The 18,939-nt window shown below is 71.7% G+C and carries 17 protein-coding genes; 4 read left to right on the plus strand and 13 right to left on the minus strand.

Features of this window, described 5'->3' with window-relative positions; genetic code table 11:
* Nucleotides 1-201 precede the first annotated feature (201 nt).
* The 6 genes from cobT to OG408_RS07625 form a co-directional block, all read right to left on the minus strand.
* Nucleotides 202-3,648, minus strand: coding sequence for a nicotinate-nucleotide--dimethylbenzimidazole phosphoribosyltransferase (gene cobT / locus OG408_RS07600; protein WP_326669037.1), 3,447 nt, complete (start codon nt 3,646-3,648; stop codon nt 202-204).
* A 333-nt stretch (nt 3,649-3,981) separates the two neighbouring features.
* Nucleotides 3,982-5,220 (minus strand): precorrin-6y C5,15-methyltransferase (decarboxylating) subunit CbiE, encoded by a 1,239-nt coding sequence (gene cbiE, locus OG408_RS07605; protein ID WP_326669039.1) that lies wholly within the window; start codon nt 5,218-5,220, stop codon nt 3,982-3,984.
* Nucleotides 5,221-5,327: 107 nt separating this feature from the next.
* Nucleotides 5,328-6,005 (minus strand): GNAT family N-acetyltransferase, encoded by a 678-nt coding sequence (locus OG408_RS07610; RefSeq protein ID WP_266776677.1) that lies wholly within the window; start codon nt 6,003-6,005, stop codon nt 5,328-5,330.
* 102 nt (nt 6,006-6,107) lie between these two features.
* Complete coding sequence (locus OG408_RS07615; protein ID WP_266776679.1) at nt 6,108-6,974, minus strand: MetQ/NlpA family ABC transporter substrate-binding protein; 867 nt, start codon at nt 6,972-6,974, stop codon at nt 6,108-6,110.
* 71 nt (nt 6,975-7,045) lie between these two features.
* A complete protein-coding gene (locus OG408_RS07620; RefSeq protein ID WP_266776681.1) occupies nt 7,046-7,717 on the minus strand; it encodes a methionine ABC transporter permease in 672 nt (223 codons plus the stop codon).
* Entirely contained in the window at nt 7,714-8,772 is a 1,059-nt protein-coding gene (locus OG408_RS07625; protein ID WP_285565977.1) for a methionine ABC transporter ATP-binding protein, read from the minus strand. The genes OG408_RS07620 and OG408_RS07625 overlap by 4 nt, the downstream gene beginning before the upstream one ends.
* Nucleotides 8,773-9,442: 670 nt before the next feature.
* On the opposite strand from OG408_RS07625, the gene OG408_RS07630 reads away from it, so the two are divergent.
* Both OG408_RS07630 and OG408_RS07635 read left to right on the plus strand, forming a co-directional pair.
* Nucleotides 9,443-9,802, plus strand: coding sequence for a hypothetical protein (locus OG408_RS07630; protein WP_266776685.1), 360 nt, complete (start codon nt 9,443-9,445; stop codon nt 9,800-9,802).
* A gap of 2 nt (nt 9,803-9,804) precedes the next feature.
* Nucleotides 9,805-10,242, plus strand: coding sequence for a hypothetical protein (locus OG408_RS07635; RefSeq protein ID WP_266776687.1), 438 nt, complete (start codon nt 9,805-9,807; stop codon nt 10,240-10,242).
* Nucleotides 10,243-10,245: 3 nt separating this feature from the next.
* Here the strand turns inward: OG408_RS07635 and OG408_RS07640 are convergent, their stop codons facing one another.
* The 3 genes from OG408_RS07640 to OG408_RS07650 all read right to left on the minus strand — a co-directional run bounded on the left by OG408_RS07640 (nt 10,246) and on the right by OG408_RS07650 (nt 12,639).
* A complete protein-coding gene (locus OG408_RS07640) occupies nt 10,246-10,749 on the minus strand; it encodes a GNAT family N-acetyltransferase (RefSeq protein ID WP_266786013.1) in 504 nt (167 codons plus the stop codon).
* Nucleotides 10,750-10,786: 37 nt separating this feature from the next.
* Nucleotides 10,787-11,353: a sigma-70 family RNA polymerase sigma factor gene (locus OG408_RS07645; protein ID WP_266776689.1), complete on the minus strand. Its 567-nt coding sequence runs from the start codon at nt 11,351-11,353 to the stop codon at nt 10,787-10,789.
* Nucleotides 11,354-11,466: 113 nt separating this feature from the next.
* Nucleotides 11,467-12,639, minus strand: coding sequence for a glycerophosphodiester phosphodiesterase (locus OG408_RS07650; protein ID WP_285565974.1), 1,173 nt, complete (start codon nt 12,637-12,639; stop codon nt 11,467-11,469).
* 234 nt (nt 12,640-12,873) lie between these two features.
* Here OG408_RS07650 and OG408_RS07655 point away from each other — a divergent pair, with 234 nt between their 5' ends.
* A complete protein-coding gene (locus OG408_RS07655; protein WP_266776693.1) occupies nt 12,874-13,545 on the plus strand; it encodes a lysophospholipid acyltransferase family protein in 672 nt (223 codons plus the stop codon).
* Between the two features lie 178 nt (nt 13,546-13,723).
* On the opposite strand, the gene OG408_RS07660 is transcribed toward OG408_RS07655, so the two are convergent.
* Both OG408_RS07660 and OG408_RS07665 read right to left on the minus strand, forming a co-directional pair.
* Nucleotides 13,724-15,268: an MFS transporter gene (locus tag OG408_RS07660; protein WP_266776695.1), complete on the minus strand. Its 1,545-nt coding sequence runs from the start codon at nt 15,266-15,268 to the stop codon at nt 13,724-13,726.
* Complete coding sequence (locus OG408_RS07665) at nt 15,265-15,816, minus strand: TetR/AcrR family transcriptional regulator (protein ID WP_266776697.1); 552 nt, start codon at nt 15,814-15,816, stop codon at nt 15,265-15,267. The genes OG408_RS07660 and OG408_RS07665 overlap by 4 nt, the downstream gene beginning before the upstream one ends.
* A gap of 85 nt (nt 15,817-15,901) precedes the next feature.
* Here OG408_RS07665 and OG408_RS07670 point away from each other — a divergent pair, with 85 nt between their 5' ends.
* Nucleotides 15,902-16,426: a hypothetical protein gene (locus tag OG408_RS07670; RefSeq protein WP_266776699.1), complete on the plus strand. Its 525-nt coding sequence runs from the start codon at nt 15,902-15,904 to the stop codon at nt 16,424-16,426.
* Nucleotides 16,427-16,454: 28 nt separating this feature from the next.
* On the opposite strand, the gene OG408_RS07675 is transcribed toward OG408_RS07670, so the two are convergent.
* On the minus strand, nt 16,455-17,426 hold the full coding sequence (locus tag OG408_RS07675) for an aldo/keto reductase (protein ID WP_285565969.1): 972 nt from the start codon (nt 17,424-17,426) through the stop codon (nt 16,455-16,457).
* Nucleotides 17,427-17,491: 65 nt separating this feature from the next.
* Complete coding sequence (argH, locus tag OG408_RS07680) at nt 17,492-18,925, minus strand: argininosuccinate lyase (RefSeq protein WP_326669047.1); 1,434 nt, start codon at nt 18,923-18,925, stop codon at nt 17,492-17,494.
* Nucleotides 18,926-18,939: the final 14 nt, after the last annotated feature.

Raw genomic sequence — 18,939 nt, forward strand, 5'->3', positions numbered from 1 at the left:
CTCCTCGTGCGATGCGGGGGCTGCGGCCGCTGCGGCGGTGGAGCGGCTGTGACGTGCGGTGTTCACGATACGGGGTGGTGCGCGGGGCCGAGCGGGGCTCCGCCCGCGCGCGCGGTCAAGCCGGACGGGCAGGATCAGGCCCCTCCGGCGATTGAGGAGCGGGGGTCCGGGGGCAGCGCCCCCGAGACCCCCGCGGCTGCGCTACTTCTCCGTGACGCCCGCCGAGTCGAACGTCGCCACCTCGTGCATCGCGCGCGCCGCGCTCTGCACGATCGGCAGGGCCAGCAGCGCACCCGTGCCCTCGCCGAGCCGGAGGTCGAGGTCGACCAGCGGGCGCAGCCCCAGCTTGTTGAGCGCGGCGACATGGCCGGGCTCGGCACTGCGGTGGCCCGCGATGCAGGCGGCCAGGGCCTCCGGTGCGATGGCCCGGGCGACCAGGGCCGCGGCTCCCGCGCTCACGCCGTCGAGGATGACCGGGGTGCGGAGCGACGCGCCGCCGAGCAGGAACCCGGCCATCGCGGCGTGCTCCAGACCGCCGACGGCGGCCAGCACGCCGATCGGGTCGGCCGGGTCCGGCTGGTGCAGGTCGAGGGCGCGGCGCACCACGTCGACCTTGCGGGCGTGCATCTCGTCGTTGATGCCGGTGCCGCGACCGGTCACCTCGGCCGGGTCCATCCCCGTGTACACGCAGATCAGGGCGGCCGAAGCCGTGGTGTTGGCGATGCCCATCTCGCCGGTGAGCAGGCCCTTGTTGCCTGCGGCGACCAGGTCGCGGGCGGTCTCGATGCCGACCTCGATCGCGGCGAGCACCTCCTCGCGGGTGAGCGCGGGGCCGGTCGTGAAGTCGGCCGTGCCCGCGCGCACCTTGCGCGGCAGCAGGCCGGGCGTCGCGGGCAGCTCCGAGGCCACGCCGACGTCGACCACGCACACCTCGGCGCCGACCTGGGCCGCGAAGGCGTTGCAGACCGCGCCGCCGCCGAGGAAGTTGGCGACCATCTGGCCGGTGACCTCCTGCGGCCAGGCCGTGACGCCCTGCGCGTGGACTCCGTGGTCGCCCGCGAAGATCGCGACGGCCGCGGGCTCCGGGATCGGCGGCGGGCACATCCGGGAGAGCCCGGAGAGCTGGGCCGAGATGATCTCCAGCATGCCGAGCGCGCCGGCGGGCTTGGTCATCCGCTTCTGGCGCTCCCAGGCCTCGCCGAGTGCCTTGGCGTCCAGCGGCCGGATGCTGGAGATGGTCTCCTGGAGCAGGTTGTGCGGCTCCTCGCCGGGCAGGGCGCGGCGGCCGTACGTCTCCTCGTGGACGACCCACGACAGCGGGCGCCGCTTGGACCAGCCCGCCTGCATCAGCTCGGGCTCCTCCGGGAACTCGTCGACGTAGCCGACACAGAGGTACGCGACCACTTCGAGGTGCTCGGGCAGTCCCAGGGCACGGACCATCTCGCGCTCGTCGAAGAAGCTGACCCAGCCGACGCCGAGTCCTTCGGCTCGGGCCGCGAGCCACAGGTTCTCGACGGCGAGTGCCGAGGAGTACGGGGCCATCTGCGGCTGGGTGTGCCGGCCGAGAGTGTGGCGGCCGCCGCGGGTGGGGTCCGCCGTGACGACGATGTTGACCGGGGTGTCGACGATCGCCTCGATCTTCAGTTCCTTGAACTGCTTCGCCCGCGCCTTGGGGAGCGACTTCGCGTAGGCCTCGCGCTGGCGCTGCGCCAGTTCGTGCATGGAGCGGCGGGTCTCCGCGGAGCGGATGACGACGAAGTCCCAGGGCTGCGAGTGTCCCACGCTGGGCGCCGTGTGAGCGGCCTCCAGCACGCGCAGGAGCACCTCGTGCGGGATGGGGTCGGCACGGAAGCCGTTGCGGATGTCGCGGCGCTCGCGCATGACCCGCAGGACGGCGTCGCGCTCGGCGTCGTCGTAGCCGGGGGCGGGCGGCGTGGCGGCGGGCACGTCCTCGGCCGCCTCCGGGGCCTCGGCGAGTCCGACGACCGGGGCCTCGGGCTCCGGCTCCGTCACGGGTTCGGCAACGGCCTCGGGCCGTACGGCCTCCGGAGCGGTCTGCTCAACGACCTCCGGGTGGCCGACCGTGAGGTCCGGGGTCTCGATGACCTCGGGGCCCACCTCGGGCTCGGGCTCGGCCACGGGCTCGGCCAGGGACGCCGAAGGCACCTCGACGGGCGCTGCCTCGACCGTTGCCACCGGCTCCGTGGGCTCCGTGGGCTCCACCGGCTGCTCGGCCACCGGTGCCGGGGCCGGGTGCGGGGCGATCGACAGGGAGTCCGTCACGGGTACGAACCCGCCCAGCGATGCGCCTTCGGGAACGGGCTCCACCGGCTGCTCCGCCACCGGCGGCTCCACGGCCGCGACGGGTGCGACGGGCTCGACGGGCGCGGGCTCTTCGGCCGGTACTGCTTCCTCGGCCGGTGCTGCTGCCTCGACCGGTGCCGCCTCGGGGGCGGCTGCCTCGGGAACGGCGGCCTCGGCCCTAGGTTCTTCGACTGCGGGCGCTACCACGACGGGTGCTTCCACGACAGGTGCTTCGGCGACGGGCGCTTCCACGACAGGTGCTTCTGCGACCGGTGCTTGAGCGGCGGCCACCGCCTCGGCCACAGGCTCCGTCTCAGCAGCGACGGCCTCGGGAGCAACGACGTCAGGAGCAACGGTCTCCGGAGCGACGACCTCGGCGGGCGCGGCCTCGGCCATCACCGGGACGGGAGCGGGCTCCTCGGCCGGCGCCTCCGCCACGAACTCGGCCACGGCCTCGGGCACGGGTTCCACCACTGCCTCGACCGCGACCGGTTCCGGGACGACCGTTTCTGCGGGTGCGGGTGCGGGCGCCGGGGCGGCCACCTGGGCCACGACCGGGACCGCGGCCTGCTGCGAGGCCTGGGCCGCCCACTGGTTCGCGCTCTGCGGCGGGATCTCGCCGAGCTGCGGGCCCGGGAGCGCGGCCACCTCGTCGGCCGGCATCTCGAAGTACTCGGGTTCGGCGGTGGCCGGGCCCGCGTGCCGGGCGGGCGCCTGGACGGCGGTCCGCGTCTGGGGCTGGGCCTGCGGAGCGCCCGCCGGGCCGCGGTCGGCCAGCGAACGGACCACGCCGCCGCCGGACGTACCGCCGTAGGAGGGGCCGGAGTCGGCGGAGGCCGGGCCGCGGTGCAGCGGGCGGCGCACGGGTGCCTGCGTCTGCGCCACCGGGACCTGGGCCTGCGCCGGGGCGGGGACGGGCGACGGGATGCGCACGCCGCCGAGATCGACATGGCCGGAGTCCCGCCCGCCGGACTCGTGGGTGCCCTGGCCGGTCTCCTGCAGCGGCTCGGCGGCGGCCTGCTGCATGGCGTACGCCGGCGGCTGCTCCTGGAACTGGACGGGGCCCTGGGACTGCCCCTGCGGCAGGCCCTCGCCGTGCATCGCGTGCTGCGGCTGCGGGGCGGGCTGGTATCCGCCGCCCTGCTCGGGCAGCGGAGCCGGGGCGGCCTGGGGCTCGCTCCAGGCGCCCTGGGAACTGGGCATCAGCAGAAGGTCGTCGTCCTCGGACGCATGCTCGGAGGGATCGAGGAAGGTGTAGGCATCCGGGGCGGGGATGCCCGGCTGCTCCACCATGCCTGCGTTCTCCGGCAGTCCCTCGCCCGGGATCTGGCCGGTGTCACTCATGCGTACCCCTCGCCCATCGTCAGTGCTTCTTCGGCCCTTCGCCCGGGACGCCCGGACGCGGCACACCGGTGCTCGTCCAGTGGAACGAGCAGGCGCGCCGCGCGGCACGAATCGGTCGCGGACATACTGCATTCTCGCGTTCGTTCGCCGCCGCGGCAGGACATTTCGCCACGGCTCGCTGTGGACTGCGCCACGTCGCGCGTCCCCCGGTTCTGCCGTACCACAACGAGGGCCAAAACGGTCCCCTTTTCCGGACATTGACGAACGAAGCGACGAACGTCCGGGCGCGGTGCAACGATCGTTCAGCCTACCTCGCACCGTATGCGGGACGGGTCAGGGGGCAAGGTCCGAACGCAGTGCGGAAAGCAGGAAGACGACCGTGCGTTCGCGCTCCGCCCATGCGGCCGTGTCGAGTTCGACGGACTGGAGGAGCGAGCAGGCGACCGTGTAGCCGTTCTCGGTGAGGGCGGCGCCCAGTGCCTCGGCCTCGTCCCGGGTCGACGCGTGGGTCACGATCCGCTCGGGCCTGCGGTCGGCGACGGCGGTGACGACGGGCACGCCGCCGCCTCCGATCCGTACGACGTCGGGTTCGGGCAGCCGTTCCAGGACATGGGGTGCGCGGCCCTCGACGACCTGGAGCTGGACCCCGAAGGCCCGCGCGGCCGCGGTCGTGCGGGCGCAGGCGTCCGGGTCGCTGTCGACGGCCAGGACCGCCGCGCCGAAGCGGGCGGCCTCCACGGCCAGGGCGCCGCTGCCGGAGCCGATGTCCCAGAGCAGGTCGCCGGTGCGGGGTCCGAGGTGGGCGAGTTGAGCGGCGCGGAGGCCGGGGCCCTCGCCCTCGCCGCTCTCGCCGCGGGTGTCCGTCGCGGTGCCGGGGTAGGCGTCGGCGGGCAGTGCCCAGCCGCGTACGCCCTGGGGGTAGGCGGGGTGGCGGCCCGCGATCCAGGCTCCCTCGGCCCGCTGTTCGGGGCCGCCGCCGATGACGATGACGACGTTGGGGTCGCGCCAGACGTGGTCGGCGGCCGCGTCGGAGGTGACGACGGTGACCTGTTCGCGGTCGGTGCCGAGTTCCTCGCAGACGACGAACGTGCGGTGGACGCCTTCGAGGAGCAGGGCGAGTTCGGCGGGTCCTGCCCCGGGCGACGTGAGGACGGCGACCTTGTGGTGGGCGCGGCAGACGTTCACGGCGCGGCGCAGGGTGCGGGGGTGGGCGACGACCGTCTGGGCGTCCTCCCACGGCATGCCGGCGCGGGCGAAGGCGGTGGCGACGGAGGTGACGGCGGGCACCACTTCGACCTCGAGGCCGTGCTCGGGCGCGCGCAGTGTGCGGACGACGCCGAAGAACCCGGGGTCGCCGTCGGCGAGGACCACGGCGCTGCCGCGGTGGCCGGCGATGCGGCGGGCGGCCAGGTCGACGGAGCCGAGCCGGATCCGCTCCGCGGCCTGCGGGATCTCGGGCAGGGCGAGATGGTGTGCGGCTCCGGCGACGAGGGTGGCGGCCGAGAGTGCGGCCGTGGCCGCTCTGGTCAGTGGCGAGCCGTCCCAGCCGATCACTGTGACCCGATCGGCCATCTGTCGTCATTCTCCTGGAGTTGTCGCAGGTGGGGCTGGTTGCCCTGGAGCGGGCAGAGTGAGGTTACCGGGTCCGGACCGGTGGGGCGCGGGTGCCCCGGTGCCGGTCAGTTCCAGTCGTTGTAGGTGCCGTATCCGCCCGCGTCGGCGAGCTGTTCGGCGACGCCTTCGAGGTCCTCGGGGAGGAGGCCCCAGACGATCAGGTCGGTCCTGATGTCGGTCCATCCTCCGTCCTCGGTCTGTGAGCGGGCTATCCGGGCGTTGCGCAGGACTCCCTCGCTGATGCAGCCGAGCTTCTGGGCGACCTGCTGGGAGGCGGTGTTGTCGGCGGCGGTGCGCAGTTCGATGCGCTCGAAGGCCTGGTCGCGGAAGAGCCACTGGGCCAGGGCGAGCACGGACTCGGTGGCGTAGCCCTCGCCGCGCGCCCACGGGGCGGTGACGTAGGCGGCCTCCGTGGCGCGGGTGTGCCAGTCGGTGTTGCGCAGCCGTACGGAGCCGACGAGGCGCTGGGTGAGGAACTCGGTGACGGCCAGCACGATGCCGTCGCCCTTGGTCCGCTGTGCAGGAGCGATCCTGCGGACCCAGCGTTCGGCGTCGACCTGGGTGTAGGGGTGGGGCGCCTCGGTCCAGGCGACGACGAGTTCGTCGTTCATCATCTCGATGTACGCGGGGATGTCCGCCATGTCGAACGGGCGCAGCACCAACCGGTCCGTGCTGATGGAGATGTCCGGAAAGGTGGAAGTCATGCGCAGCTCCATGCCGAAGACCGTGTAAAGGCACAGCATGCAGCATCGGGCGGAGCTTGTGCATGGCCGGGTCGGCACGGCGGAGCCCCGCGCCCCCGGGACGGGGGGTGCGGGGCTCGTCGGGCAAGTGCCGTGCCGGGGTCAGGACTTGGCTGCGGTCCCGAAGGCGGGGATGACGGAGCCCTGGTAGCTGTCCTCGATGAACTTCTTGACCTCGTCGGAGTGCAGGAGCTTCACGAGCTTCTCGACGCGGGCGTCCTTCTCGTTGCCCTTCTTCACGGCGATGATGTTGGCGTACGGGTTGCCGTCCGCCTTCTCCAGCACCAGCGCGTCCGTGGCGGGCTTGAGCTTGGCCTCGATGGCGTAGTTGCCGTTGATGACGGCGGCGTCCACGTCGTTCAGGGCGCGGGGGACGGTCGCCGCCTCCAGCTCCTTGAACTCCAGGCCCTTCTTGTCGGTGATGTCGCTCAGCTTGGCGCTGGTTCCGACGCCGGCCTTGAGCGTGATCAGACCGTTCTCGGCGAGGAGCTGGAGCGCGCGGCCCTCGTTGGTGGTGTCGTTCGGTACGGCGATGGTCTGGCCGGACTTGATGTCGCCGAGGTCCTTGACCTTCTTGGAGTAGAGGCCGAGGGGCTCCAGGTGCACGGTGCCGACGGAGACCAGGTGGGTGTTGTTCTTCTTGTTGAAGTCGTCCAGGTAGGGCTGGTGCTGGAAGAAGTTGGCGTCGACCTGGCCGGTCTCGGTCGCGGTGTTCGGCAGGACGTAGTCCGTGAACTCCTTGACCTCCAGGTTGAGGCCGGCCTTCTTCGCCAGGTTCTTCTTGACGAAGTTCAGGATGTCGGCGTGCGGCGTCGGGGACGCGGCGACGACGAGGGCCTTGGAGGTGTCGGCCTTGGCTCCGGTCTCGCTCTTGGACGCCGGGTCGGAGTCCGTACCGCAGGCGGTGAGGCCGAAGGCGAGGGCGGCGGTGGCGGCGGCGGCAGCGGTGATCTTGATGTTCTTACGCACGAAGAGTGCCTCTTTCAGGTGGTGATGGTGGTGCGCCCGGACAAGGAGTGCGGGCTCGGGGAGGAGAAGTCTCAGGAGGTGGTGCGGCCGCGGCGGGCCAGCAGGCGGACGGCTCCGTCGCCGATCAGCTGGATCACGGTCACGATGACGATCAGCAGCGCGACGGTGATGAGCATGAACTGGTTGTCGAAGCGCTGGAATCCGTAGGTGACGGCCTTGGAGCCGAGCCCTTCGCCGCCGACCGCGCCGGCCATCGCGGAGTAGCCGATGAGCACGATGACGGTGGTGGTGACGCCGGAGACGAGCGAGGGCAGGGCCTGCGGGAGGAGGACCTTGCGGACGATCGTCGGGATGGATCCGCCCATGGACTGGACGGCTTCGACGAGCCCGTGGTCGACCTCGCGCACCGCCGTCTCGACGAGCCGGGCGAAGAACGGGATGGCGCCGACGGCGAGCGGCACGATCATCGCGGTCGGGCCGATGAACGTACCGACGACCCAGGTGGTGAAGGGGATCAGGGCGATCAGCAGGATGATGAACGGCAGCGAGCGGCCGATGTTCACGATCACGCCGATGACCTTGTTCACCGGGGTGTTCTGCAGCAGTCCGCCCTTGTCGGTGAGGACGAGCAGGACGCCGAGCGGCAGTCCCACCAGGACCGTGACGACGGCGGACCACAGGACCATGTAGAGGGTGTCGACGGTGCCCTGCGTCAGCAGTGGCTGCATTTCGGACCAGGTCACTTCGCCACCTCCTTGGTGAGCGGTGCGGGGATGCTGACGGGTTCGGTCTCCGTACCCTCGACGAGCTCGGCCTGCAGGCCCTGCTCGCGCAGGAAGCCGATCGGCACGACGTTCTCCTCGAACCGGCCGGGCAGCTCGATGCGCATCCGGCCGATCTGCTTGCCGCCGACGGTGTCCATCGCGGCGCCCAGGATCGAGATGTCGATGTTGTACGTACGGGAGAGCTGCGAGATCACCGGGCGGGCGGCGGCCTCACCGTGGAAGGTGACGTCGACGACCGTGGCGTCGGGGCCGGAGGCGCTGCCGCCGACCGGGAACAGCTCGTGGGCGAGTTCGGAGCCGGGGGTGGCGAGCAGGTCGCCGACGGTGCCGGACTCGACGATCCGCCCCTTCTGCATCAGCGCGGCGGAGTCGCAGACGGTCTTGACGACGTCCATCTCGTGCGTGATGAGCAGGACGGTCAGGCCGAGCTGCCGGTTGAGGTCGCGCAGCAGCTGGAGGATGGAGCGGGTGGTCTCGGGGTCCAGCGCCGAGGTCGCCTCGTCGGAGAGCAGCACCTTGGGGTCGCCGGCGAGTGCGCGGGCGATGCCGACGCGCTGCTTCTGGCCGCCGGAGAGCTGGCCGGGGTAGGCCTTGGCCTTGTCGGCGAGGCCGACCAGGTCGAGGAGTTCCAGGGCCTTGCGGGAGCGCTCGCGGCCGGTGACTCCGAGGATCTCCAGGGGGAGCTCGACGTTGCCCTGGACGGTGCGGGAGGCCAGCAGGTTGAAGTGCTGGAAGACCATGCCGATGCGGCTGCGGGCGTCGCGCAGTTCCTTGCCGGCGCGGCGGCCACGGCCCGCGAGGGCGGTGAGGTCCTGGCCGCCCACGGTCACGGTGCCGGAGGTGGGGCGTTCCAGGAGGTTGACGCAGCGGATGAGGGACGATTTTCCGGCGCCGCTCTGCCCGATGACGCCGTACACCTCGCCCTCGCGGACGTGCAGGTCGACGCCGTCCAGAGCGGTGACCTCACGGCCGCGCGACTGGTAGACCTTCGTGAGGCCCGTAGTGGTGATCACAGGGTTTCCGTCACTGTCGAGTGCGCGGCGCGGTGTCCGCCGGGCACGGGGAAGTCGTCCGATGAGGCTGTCCGGACGTTTCGATCGGACGTGTTGCGAGCGGGGTCCGGGCACGGCCGGGCGCGGCGGTGGCCGCGGGGCAGCGTGCTGAAAGGGCGCGTTCCGCTGGGTGCGGACGGCTCCGACGCGGTCTCGCTTCGGGGCGCGAGACTCAGGTGTGGGCCCTCAGAAGGCGCGCATTCGACACATACAACGAGCACCGGGCGTCGTGATCGCCTCGGTCGCAAGGATGCGGCTGCTCGTCGTGGTCATGCCCCAAGTAAAACAGACGTAACGTTCCTGCCGAACCGGCTGTCCGGATAGCGGACGAGCGTGGATGGTGCGCCCGCGCCGGACGGGCCGGCCCGCCGGGAATCCACCACACAGCTGTGACCTGCATGAACAGTGCAACGAGGGCTGTGGATGCACCCAGTGCCACCGACCGGGGCCGCCCGTATGTGTGGCCAAGGCCACGGCGCCCGGACCACCGCTCCCCCGCCCGGGGCGGACCGGCACGGAACGCACGGGACCTCTCTGTCCGGCCGGACGGGATCTTGGTTGCCGTGGGCTTGCGGCGTGCGGGTGCGGGGGCGCACGCAGCGGGCGGATCCGCCCGTAATACCCTCGGCTCATGCTTGACGCCCTGACGATCGCGGTCGGCGTGGCCGCCCTCGCCCTCGCCGCCTGGTGCGGATTCGCCGCCTACCGGGACCAGCCGACCAAGGACTGGCACTTCATCGGGATGGCCGTGGTCTCGCTGCTGGCGCTGGCCCAGCTGGTGGTGGGGATCGTGCAGCTGGCCCGCGGCGAGCGGCCGGAGCAGGGCATGACCATCTTCATCGCGTATCTCATCGGGGCCTTCCTCGCCGTGCCCGCGGCGGGCTTCCTGTCGCTGAGCGAACGGACCCGGTGGGGTTCGGTGACGGTGGCGGCGGGCGCGGTCGTGCTGGCCGTTCTCGAAGTACGGCTCTACGACATCTGGGGAAACTGACCGTGACCGACACCGAGCGCACCCCCGAAGCGGCCCCCGGCGAGAAGCAGCCGTTCGACCTCGGGACCGGGCCCGGCCGGGTACTGGTCTGGTTCTACGGCGTGTTCACCGTCGCGGCGGCGTCCCGTGCCATCGTCCAGATGATCCTGGACTTCGGAAAGGCTCCGCTGTCCTACGTGCTGTCGGCCGCCGCCGCCGCCGTCTACGGCTTCATCACCTATTCGCTGGTGCGCGGGGGCGAGAGGGCGCGCCGGACGGCTCTGGTGTGCTGCGCCGCCGAGCTCGCCGGGGTGCTGATCGTGGGTACGTGGACGCTCGTCGAGCCGTCCGCGTTCTCGGATGCCACCGTCTGGTCGTACTTCGGCAGGGACTACCTGTTCATCCCGGTGATCCTTCCGGTCACCGGGATGATGTGGCTGCGCCGCGCGCGTACCGCGTGACGCCTAGGCGCTCGTCACATAGGCGGGCGCCGAGGCCTCCTTCTCCAGGAGGATCATCCGGACGCCGTCCTGACCGGTGGCGTCACCGACGGGGGCGTAGCCGGCCCGCCGGTAGAGGCGCAGATTGCCCTCGCTCCGGTGTCCGGTGTGCAGGCAGTAGCGGGTGGCCGACCGCTGGTCGGTGAGTCCGGCCTCCACCGCTCCCAGCAGGCGGGCGCCGAGGCCGTGTCCCCGGAGCCGGGGGTGGACGCAGAGGCGCCCGATCTCACCGGCACCGTCCTGCGCCATCGACCCGCGTACCGAACCGACGACTTCCTCGCCGAGGCGTGCCACGAACACCAGGTTCGTGGCGATCTCGGCGCGCATCGCGTCGAGGGTCTCGACGAGGGGGTCGATCCGGTAGTTGCCGTACAGCTCCGCCTCGCTCTGGAAACAGAGGTACTGGAGTTTCAAGATCTGTTCGGCGTCCTGTGCACTCGCCGCCGAGATGATCACGCTCATGCCCATCTGCGCATGCCTCTCGCTCACCTGATCCGCCGGTTGTCTACCGCTCCTTTCCCCGCAGTTCAGGAGCTACAACCTCCGCCGCCAGCATTCTGCGCAGACATCCAAGGCATCGGGAACGGATCGGACCCAAACTCCCCTGTGACATACCCAACGCCCCTGCGATTTCCCGGTAGGTGGGATCGCCCGGGGCGAGCAGCGCGCCGATGAGGCGGGCGCAGCGGGCGGGAAGCCGGGCCACGGCGGCGCGCAGCCTGCGCCGTTCGTCGGCGCCGAGGACGGCCCGCTCCGGACAGCCGGCCGGGTCGGGGGCGTTCTCGTCACGGTAGGGGCGTTCGTGCCGGGCGGTGCGACGGGCCCGGCGGGCCTCCGCCCTGACGGTGTCCCGCACCCAGCGGGCGGGGTCGCCCGGCGGCCCCTGGTCGGCGAGGCGTTCCAGCAGCCGCAGCCAGACGGACTGTTCGAGATCGGCACGGTCGACCGCAGCACCGGTGGCAGCGGCTGCGGACTCCGCTCCCGCCTCGGCGCTGACCAGGGGATACAGCGTGCGGACGACGGTCGCGGCGGCCGGACCGGGCAGCCCGCGGGGATGATCGAGAAGCGTCATGTCCCCACCCGACGCCCTTCGCCCGCGGCCGGTTGCCGAACGGGCCGGTCACCACCCGACCGGGGCACGCCCCGGCCGGGTGCTGACGCCGCACCGCAACTGCTGCCGGGCCGCTACCGCTTGCCGGCGAAGTCGGCCGCGGCGAGCAGCGCGGTGTCCGGGTTGTCGGAGAAGACCCCGTCGATCCCGGTCGCGAAGTACGCGGCGAAGGCGCCGAACGCGTCGCCGTACGCGTTCGGGTCGGTGCCCCGGCGGAAGTCGGCGGGCAGGAAGGTGTTCTCGTTGCGCATCGTGTACGGGTGCAGGATCAGGCCCTGCGCGTGCGCGTCCCGCACCAGGGTGGTGGGCTCGGCGAGCTTGCCGGAGCCGTCCTTGGGGATGACCAGGTCCAGGGTGGGGCCGATGCCCTGGGCGAAGGACGCCATCCACTTCAGGCCCGCGGGCTTCACCAGGTCATCCACGGTGCGCGGGTCCCCCGACACGACGAAGTCCCACGGCCGGGTGCCGGCGCCGGACAGCAGGACGACGCGCGGGGTGGCGACGAGCCCGGACAGCCGCTGGATGCTGCCCGGTTCGAAGGACTGGAGGATGAGCGGCGACTGCGCGCGGTGCCGGTCGTAGCGGCGCAGCAGTCGGACGAGCGGCTCCTCCAGGCCGAGGCCCAGGCCGCGGAAGTAGGTGGGGTGCTTGGTCTCGACGTACAGCCAGACCGGCTTGCCGCGCCTGCGGCCCTCGCGGTCGGCCCAGCGCAGGACCTCCTCGAAGGTCGGGATCTCCCAGCGGCCGTCGTACAGGGTGTTCTTCTGCCGGTTGCCGGGGATGCGCTCCTTGGCGCGGAGCGTCTTCAGCTCGGCGAGGGTGAAGTCCTCGGTGAACCAGCCGGTCAGGGCGACACCGTCGACGGTCTTCGTGGTCCTGCGGCTCGCGAACTCGGGGTGGGCGGAGACGTCGGTGGTGGCGGTGATGTCGTTCTCGTGGCGGCATACGAGATGGCCGTCCCTGGTCGGCACCAGGTCCTGCTCGATGATGTGCGCGCCCATGTCGAGGGCCAGCTGGTAGGAGCCGAGCGTGTGCTCGGGGCGGTAGCCGCTGGTGCCGCGGTGTCCGATGACGGTGGGCACCGGCAGGTCGAGGCGGTGACCGCCGCCGTGCCCGCCGGACTTCCCCGCGGTGTTCTCCGAGGCCTGCGCCGTCCCGGTGATCCCGAGGGCGGCCGTGCCGAGTACCGCGGCCCCCGCGCCCATGACGGTCCGTCGTCCGGGACTGGCCTGCGCACGCTCTGTCATGAATGCTCCTCGCATGTGATGTCCGGCACCTGTCGGGCGAGGACCGAGCGTAGGCAGCGGCGTGGTCCTGGCGGCGGCACCTGGACGAACATGGCGCAAACACACGTCAACACTGCGTATCCACTGGGTGAACCCGATGTGCGATCGGCGAGTACCCGCGAGTATCGTCCTCACCTGCATGGACCCTCACCATCCGTCGCCTCGGCCGGCCCGGCCACTACACCGGAGGAACCGTTGTCCCGACTCGCACTCATCAAGGCAGTGCTCGGACCGATCCTGCGTCTGATGTTCCGTCCGCGGATGGAGGGCATCGAGAACATTCCGGGCTCCGGGCCGGTGATCCTGGCGGGGAACCACCTGACGTTCATCGACTCGATGATCATGCCGATCTGCTGCGACCGTCCGGTGTCCTTCATCGGCAAGGACGAGTACGTCACGGGCAAGGGGCTCAAGGGCAGGCTGATGGCCTGGTTCTTCACCGGTGTCGGCATGATCCCGGTGGACCGGGACGGCGGCCGCGGCGGTGTCGCGGCACTGATGACGGGCCGCCGCATCCTGGAGGAGGGCAATGCCTTCGCGATCTACCCGGAGGGCACCCGCTCCCCCGACGGCCGGCTCTACCGGGGCCGTACCGGCATCGCGCGGCTGACGCTGATGACGGGCGCCCCGGTGGTGCCGTTCGCGATGATCGGCACGGACAAGCTGCAGCCGGGCGGCTCCGGTCTGCCGCGGCCCGGCAAGGTCACGGTCCGCTTCGGTGAGGCGATGGAGTTCTCGCGCTACGAGGGCATGGACCGCGACCGCTATGTGCTGCGGGCGGTGACGGACTCCGTGATGGCCGAGGTGATGCGGCTGTCCGGCCAGGAGTACGTCGACATGTATGCGACCAAGGCGAAGGCCGCCTGAGCCGGAGCACGACGGCGCGGCACAGGACATACGGAAGGGCCCGTACCCCGGTTGGCGGTACGGGCCCTTCCGTATGTCGTTCCACTCGACCGGCGGATCGGCGTCCGGCGCGGCCTCTCAGCCGCGGGCCTTCCCGGTAGGACCTTCCCGGCCGTGCGCCAGCTCGCTGATGGCGTTCTCAGTCGTGGACGATGCCTTCCTCCAGCTCCTGGCCGCGCAGCAGGAACCAGGCGGCGGCCGCCGTCGCCAGCAGCACCACCGCGCCGATGGCGGAGGCCGCCCCCAGCCCGTCGACGAAGGCGTCCTGGGCGGCGGAGACCAGGGTCGTCGCCTCCTGTTCGGGCAGCGCCTCGGCCGCCTCGACCGCGCCGCCCAGCGACTCGTGGGCGGCCGCCGCGATGTCGGGCGGGGTTCCGGCGGGGGCGTTGAAGCCCTGGTAGACCCCGGTGACGATGGAGCCGAGCAGAGCGATACCGAGGGCTGCTCCCAGCTCGTACGCCGTTTCGGACACCGCGGACGCGGATCCGGCATGCTCCTTCGGGACGCTGGAGAGAATCACGTCGGAGGTGACTGTGAAGGCGAGGCCGGCCCCCACCCCGACGACCAGCAGGAGGGCGCCGATCAGCGGGTAGGCGGTGTCCTTGTGGACGAAGGAGACCGCGGCCAGGGACAGGCCGATGCCGGCAAGACCCCAGGTCACCACAACCCGTACGGAGTAGCGGCGGGCGGCGGTTCCGGCCAGCAGGCCCGCCGTGACCGCGCCGACCGCGGCGGGCAGCTCGGCGAGCCCGGCCTCCAGTGGTCCGCGCCCCTGGACCAGTTGCAGGAACTGCGAGAGGAAGAAGACCAGGCCGGAGAGGCCGAGGATGGTCAGCAGGTCGGCGAGCACCGCGCCGGAGAAGCCCCGGTGATGGAAGAGCCTCATGTCGAGCAGCGGGGCGGGGAGCCGGAACTGCCGGCGTACGAACCACATGAGCAACACCAGGCCGCCGAGGCCCGAAAGGGCGACCTCCCAGCTTCCGCCGTGTGCGGCGAGCTCCTTGATGGCGTAGACGAACCCGATCATGCCGACCAGCGAGAGCGCCACGCTCGGCAGGTCCCACGGTCCGGGCGCCGGGTTCTTCGACTCGGGGATCATCTTGATGCCGACCACGACGAGCACGGCCATGACCGGCAGGTTGATCAGGAAGACCGAGCCCCACCAGAAGTGCTCCAGGAGGAACCCGCCGACGACGGGTCCGACCGCCGCACCGGCGGAGGCCATCGCGCCCCAGATGCCGATGGCGAGACTCCGCTCGCGGGCGTCGTGGAAGAGGTTGCGGATCAGGGCGAGGGTGGACGGCATCAGGGTCGCGCCCGCGACACCGAGCAGGGCCCGGGCCAGGATCATCATCTCGGGCGAGTTCGCGTACGCGTTGAGTACGGAGACGGCGCCGAAGGCGGTGGCCCCGCACAGCAGCAGCTTCTTGCGGCCGATGCGGTCACCGAGGCTGCCCATCGAGACCAGGAGCCCGGCGATGACGAAGGAGTAGACGTCGCCGATCCAGAGCAGCTGGGTGCCGGTCGGCTCCAGGTCCTCGCTGAGGAACGGGGTCGCGAGGCCGAGGACGGTCGCGTCGACCGCCACCAGGAGCACGGCGAGCACGAGGACGGACAGCGCGATCCACCGCCCGGGGCGGTACAGCTCGGGCGCGGGCTCCGGCTGCTGTTCCATGCTGCTCATTGCTCCACGCTCCGGCGTGCGCCGCCGAGCAGCAACTCGACGATCATGTACTGGAAGTCCCGGCCGGCCACCCGGCCCGCCTGAACGGCCCACGCGGCGCTGCTGAGAATGCCGTAGAGCGCCTCGGTCAGCCACGCGGGCGTCAGGTCGATGCGGATCTCGCCGCGCTCCTGGCCGCGCAGGAAGAAGGCGGAGACCCGCGCGTCCAGCCGGTCCCAGCCCTCGTTGAGCTCGTCGCCCTCGAAGAGCTGGTTCTCGGTCACGAGGAAGGAGAGCAGTCCGGCGCTCGGCTCGACGGCCGCGACGAACCGGCGCAGCGCCTCCTCCGAGGTGCCCCGGTCGAGCGCCGCGGCGTCGAGGGCGGCTTCGAACTCCTGGATCCCCAGCTCCTCCAGCGCCCTGACCAGGGCGTCCCGTCCGGCGAAGTGCCGGTGGAGCGTGGCGCGGCCGATGCCGGCGGCCTTGGCGACCTCGTCCATGGTGGCCGTCGATTTACGGGTCAGCAGGGCGGCGGCGCTGCGCAGCACCTGCTCACGGTCAAGAGTCATGAGACGACACTAACCCATTTGAGACACTGATGTCTCACCAGAAAGGGGCTCGCGTTTTCGGCCGGAGACGGAGGACCATGTCGGCATGAAGCCGCTGCTGCTGATCGACATCGACGGTCCGCTCAATCCGTACGCAGCGCTCTCCCGCCGCCGCACGCCGGAGGGATACACCAGGCACCGCATGCGGCCGACAGGGTGGACCTCCGGCCCGGCGCTGCCCGTTCTGCTCAACCCCTGGCACGGCGAGGAACTGCTCGCGCTGTCCGGCCGCTACGAGCTGATCTGGGCGACCACCTGGAAGGCGGAGGCCAACGAATGGGTCGGGCCGCATCTCGGACTGCCCGAGCTGCCGCACATCGACTGGCCGGCCATGCACGGCAGCGCTCCGGCGGGGACGTACTGGAAGACGCAGTACGTCGTGGAGTACGCGGCCGGGCGGCCGTTCGCGTGGGTCGACGACGAGATCACCGAGCACGACCGGGCGTGGGTCGCGGACCACGGGGCGGGCGGCGAGAGCCTGTTGCGCTGGATAGATCCCAGGGTGGGGCTGGAGCGGTCCGACTTCGACGCGCTGGCCGCGTGGGCGGACGGCCGGGGAACGGCGGGCTGAAGCCGGTCCGCCCCGAGGCCGCCGGGCTTCAGCTCCAGGGGAGCGAGGCGCGGTGCCGCCAGTACGCCTCCGGCTCCTCCACCAGTGCGTCCAGCCGCGCCCTGCGCTCCTCGTCGAGGTCGAGGACGGCCGCGTGGAGGTTGCCGGCGAGCTGGCCCACGGTCGCGGCACCGGAGAGCACCACTCCGGTCCAGGGCTGGTGCAGCACCAGCGCCAGGGCGACGGCGTCACTGCCCAGCCCCTCCTCGGCGGCGATCTCCCGCATCACGGCGGGCGCCTCCGTCCCCGCGAGCCGGCCGTTGGCCATGGCCTCCTTGACGATGACGGTGAGCCCGGCGTCATGGGCCTCGGCGAGCGCGGGACCTGCCGAGGTCTCCAGCGCGTTGTAGGTGGCCTGGACCGTACGGAAGAGGGGCGTGCCGTCCACCGTGACGGCGAGGGCGGCCCGGATCGCGTCGGCCTGGGCGGGCCCGCTGACGGAGAGGCCGACGCTGACGCCCTCGTCGGCGAGACCGGCGAGGCGGGCGTGGAGTTCCTTGTCGGTGAGGGCCGGGCTGTCGGCGGTCACCGAGTGGATCTGGTAGAGGTCGAGCCGGTCGCCGAGCAGGGCGGCGGACTCGGCACGCTGGCGGTCGAACGTACCGGGGCCGTGGTCCTTGACCTCGTGCGCCTCGGCGTCGACGGACCAGTCGGCGGTGTAGGTGTAACCCCACTTGCTGCCGACGACGATGTCGCGGATCTCGGGCCGGGCGGTCAGCCAGTCGGCGAGGAACTCCTCGGAGCGGCCGTAGGACCGGGCCGCGTCGAAGTAGCGGACGCCCTGGGCGTAGGCCGCGTCGAGGAGTTCGTGCGTCCGGGCGCGCAGCGCGTCGACGGTGCGCTCGTCCGGCAGGTCCACGTCGCGGTGGAGATTGATGTAGCCGGGCCTGCCGACCGCCGCCAGGCCGAGCCCGATGTGGGCGGTCGGGGTGGTCGCTGTGGCCAGTCGGGCGAACGGCATCGCGGGCTCCTCATGATCGGCAGGAATCTCGCCTACCCCCAACGTAGCCCGCGATGCCCGTCCGGCTACTTACGGGCGGTCGCCCAGGCGTGCTGCGTGGCGAGGTCCGCCTTGACCTCGGCCAGCTGGACGGCGACGGCCGAGGGGGCCGTACCGCCGCGTCCGCTGCGCGAGGCGAGCGCGCCGGCGACGTTGAGGACCGTGCGGACCTCGGGGGTGAGGTGCTCGGAGATCTTCGCGAACTGCTCGTCGGTCAGCTCGTCGAGCTCGATGCCGTGGTGCTCGCACTCCTTGACGCACTCACCGGCGACCTCGTGGGCGACCCGGAACGGCACGCCCTTCTTGACCAGCCACTCGGCGATGTCGGTGGCGAGCGAGAAGCCGGCCGGGGCCAGCTCCTCCATGCGCGCGCGGTTGACGGTGAGGGTGGCCATCATGCCGGTGAAGGCGGGGAGCAGGACCTCGAGCTGGTCGCAGGAGTCGAAGACCGGCTCCTTGTCCTCCTGGAGGTCGCGGTTGTACGCGAGCGGCAGGGCCTTCAGCGTGGCCATGAGCCCGGTCAGGTTGCCGATCAGCCGGCCGGACTTGCCCCGGGCCAGTTCGGCGATGTCGGGGTTCTTCTTCTGCGGCATGATCGAGGAGCCGGTGGAGAAGGCGTCGTGCAGGGTGACGAAGGAGAACTCCTTCGTGTTCCAGATGATGATCTCCTCGGCGATCCGGGAGAGGTTGACGCCGATCATCGCGGTGATGAACGCGAACTCGGCGACGAAGTCCCGCGAGGCCGTGCCGTCGATGGAGTTGCCCACCGAGCCGCCCTCGAAGCCGAGGTCGGCGGCGACCGCCTCGGGGTCGAGCCCGAGCGAGGAGCCGGCGAGCGCGCCGGCGCCGTACGGCGAGACGGCGGTCCGCGCGTCCCACTGCCGCAGCCGCTCCGCGTCCCGGGACAGGGGCTGCACATGGGCCAGGACGTGATGGGCGAACAGCACCGGCTGGGCGTGCTGCAGATGCGTACGGCCGGGCATGGCCACGTCCGGGTGGGCCTCGGCGAGACCGACGAGGGCGTCCTGGAGGTCGGCGATCAGTCCGCCGATGATGCGGGCGTGGTCGCGCAGGTACATCCGGAAGAGCGTGGCGATCTGGTCGTTGCGGGACCGTCCGGCCCGCAGCTTGCCGCCGAGATCCGGACCGAGCCGCTCCAGCAGGCCGCGCTCCAGTGCGGTGTGGACGTCCTCGTCGGCGATGGTCCCGGTGAAGGAGCCGTCCGCGACATCCGCTTCCAGCTGGTCGAGACCGGCGGTCATCCGGGTCAGCTCGTCCTCGGTGAGCAGACCGGCCTTGTGCAGGACGCGGGCATGGGCGCGGGAGCCGGCGATGTCGTACGGCGCGAGCCGCCAGTCGAAGTGGACGGACGCGGACAGCCGGGCCAGCGCCTCGGCCGGACCGTCCGCGAAACGGGCGCCCCAGAGACGTACGTCGCCGTTGCCGTTGCCGTTGCTCACTCGTGCTCCTCGGA

This window comes from Streptomyces sp. NBC_01257, assembly GCF_035917255.1.
Classification (GTDB): domain Bacteria; phylum Actinomycetota; class Actinomycetes; order Streptomycetales; family Streptomycetaceae; genus Streptomyces.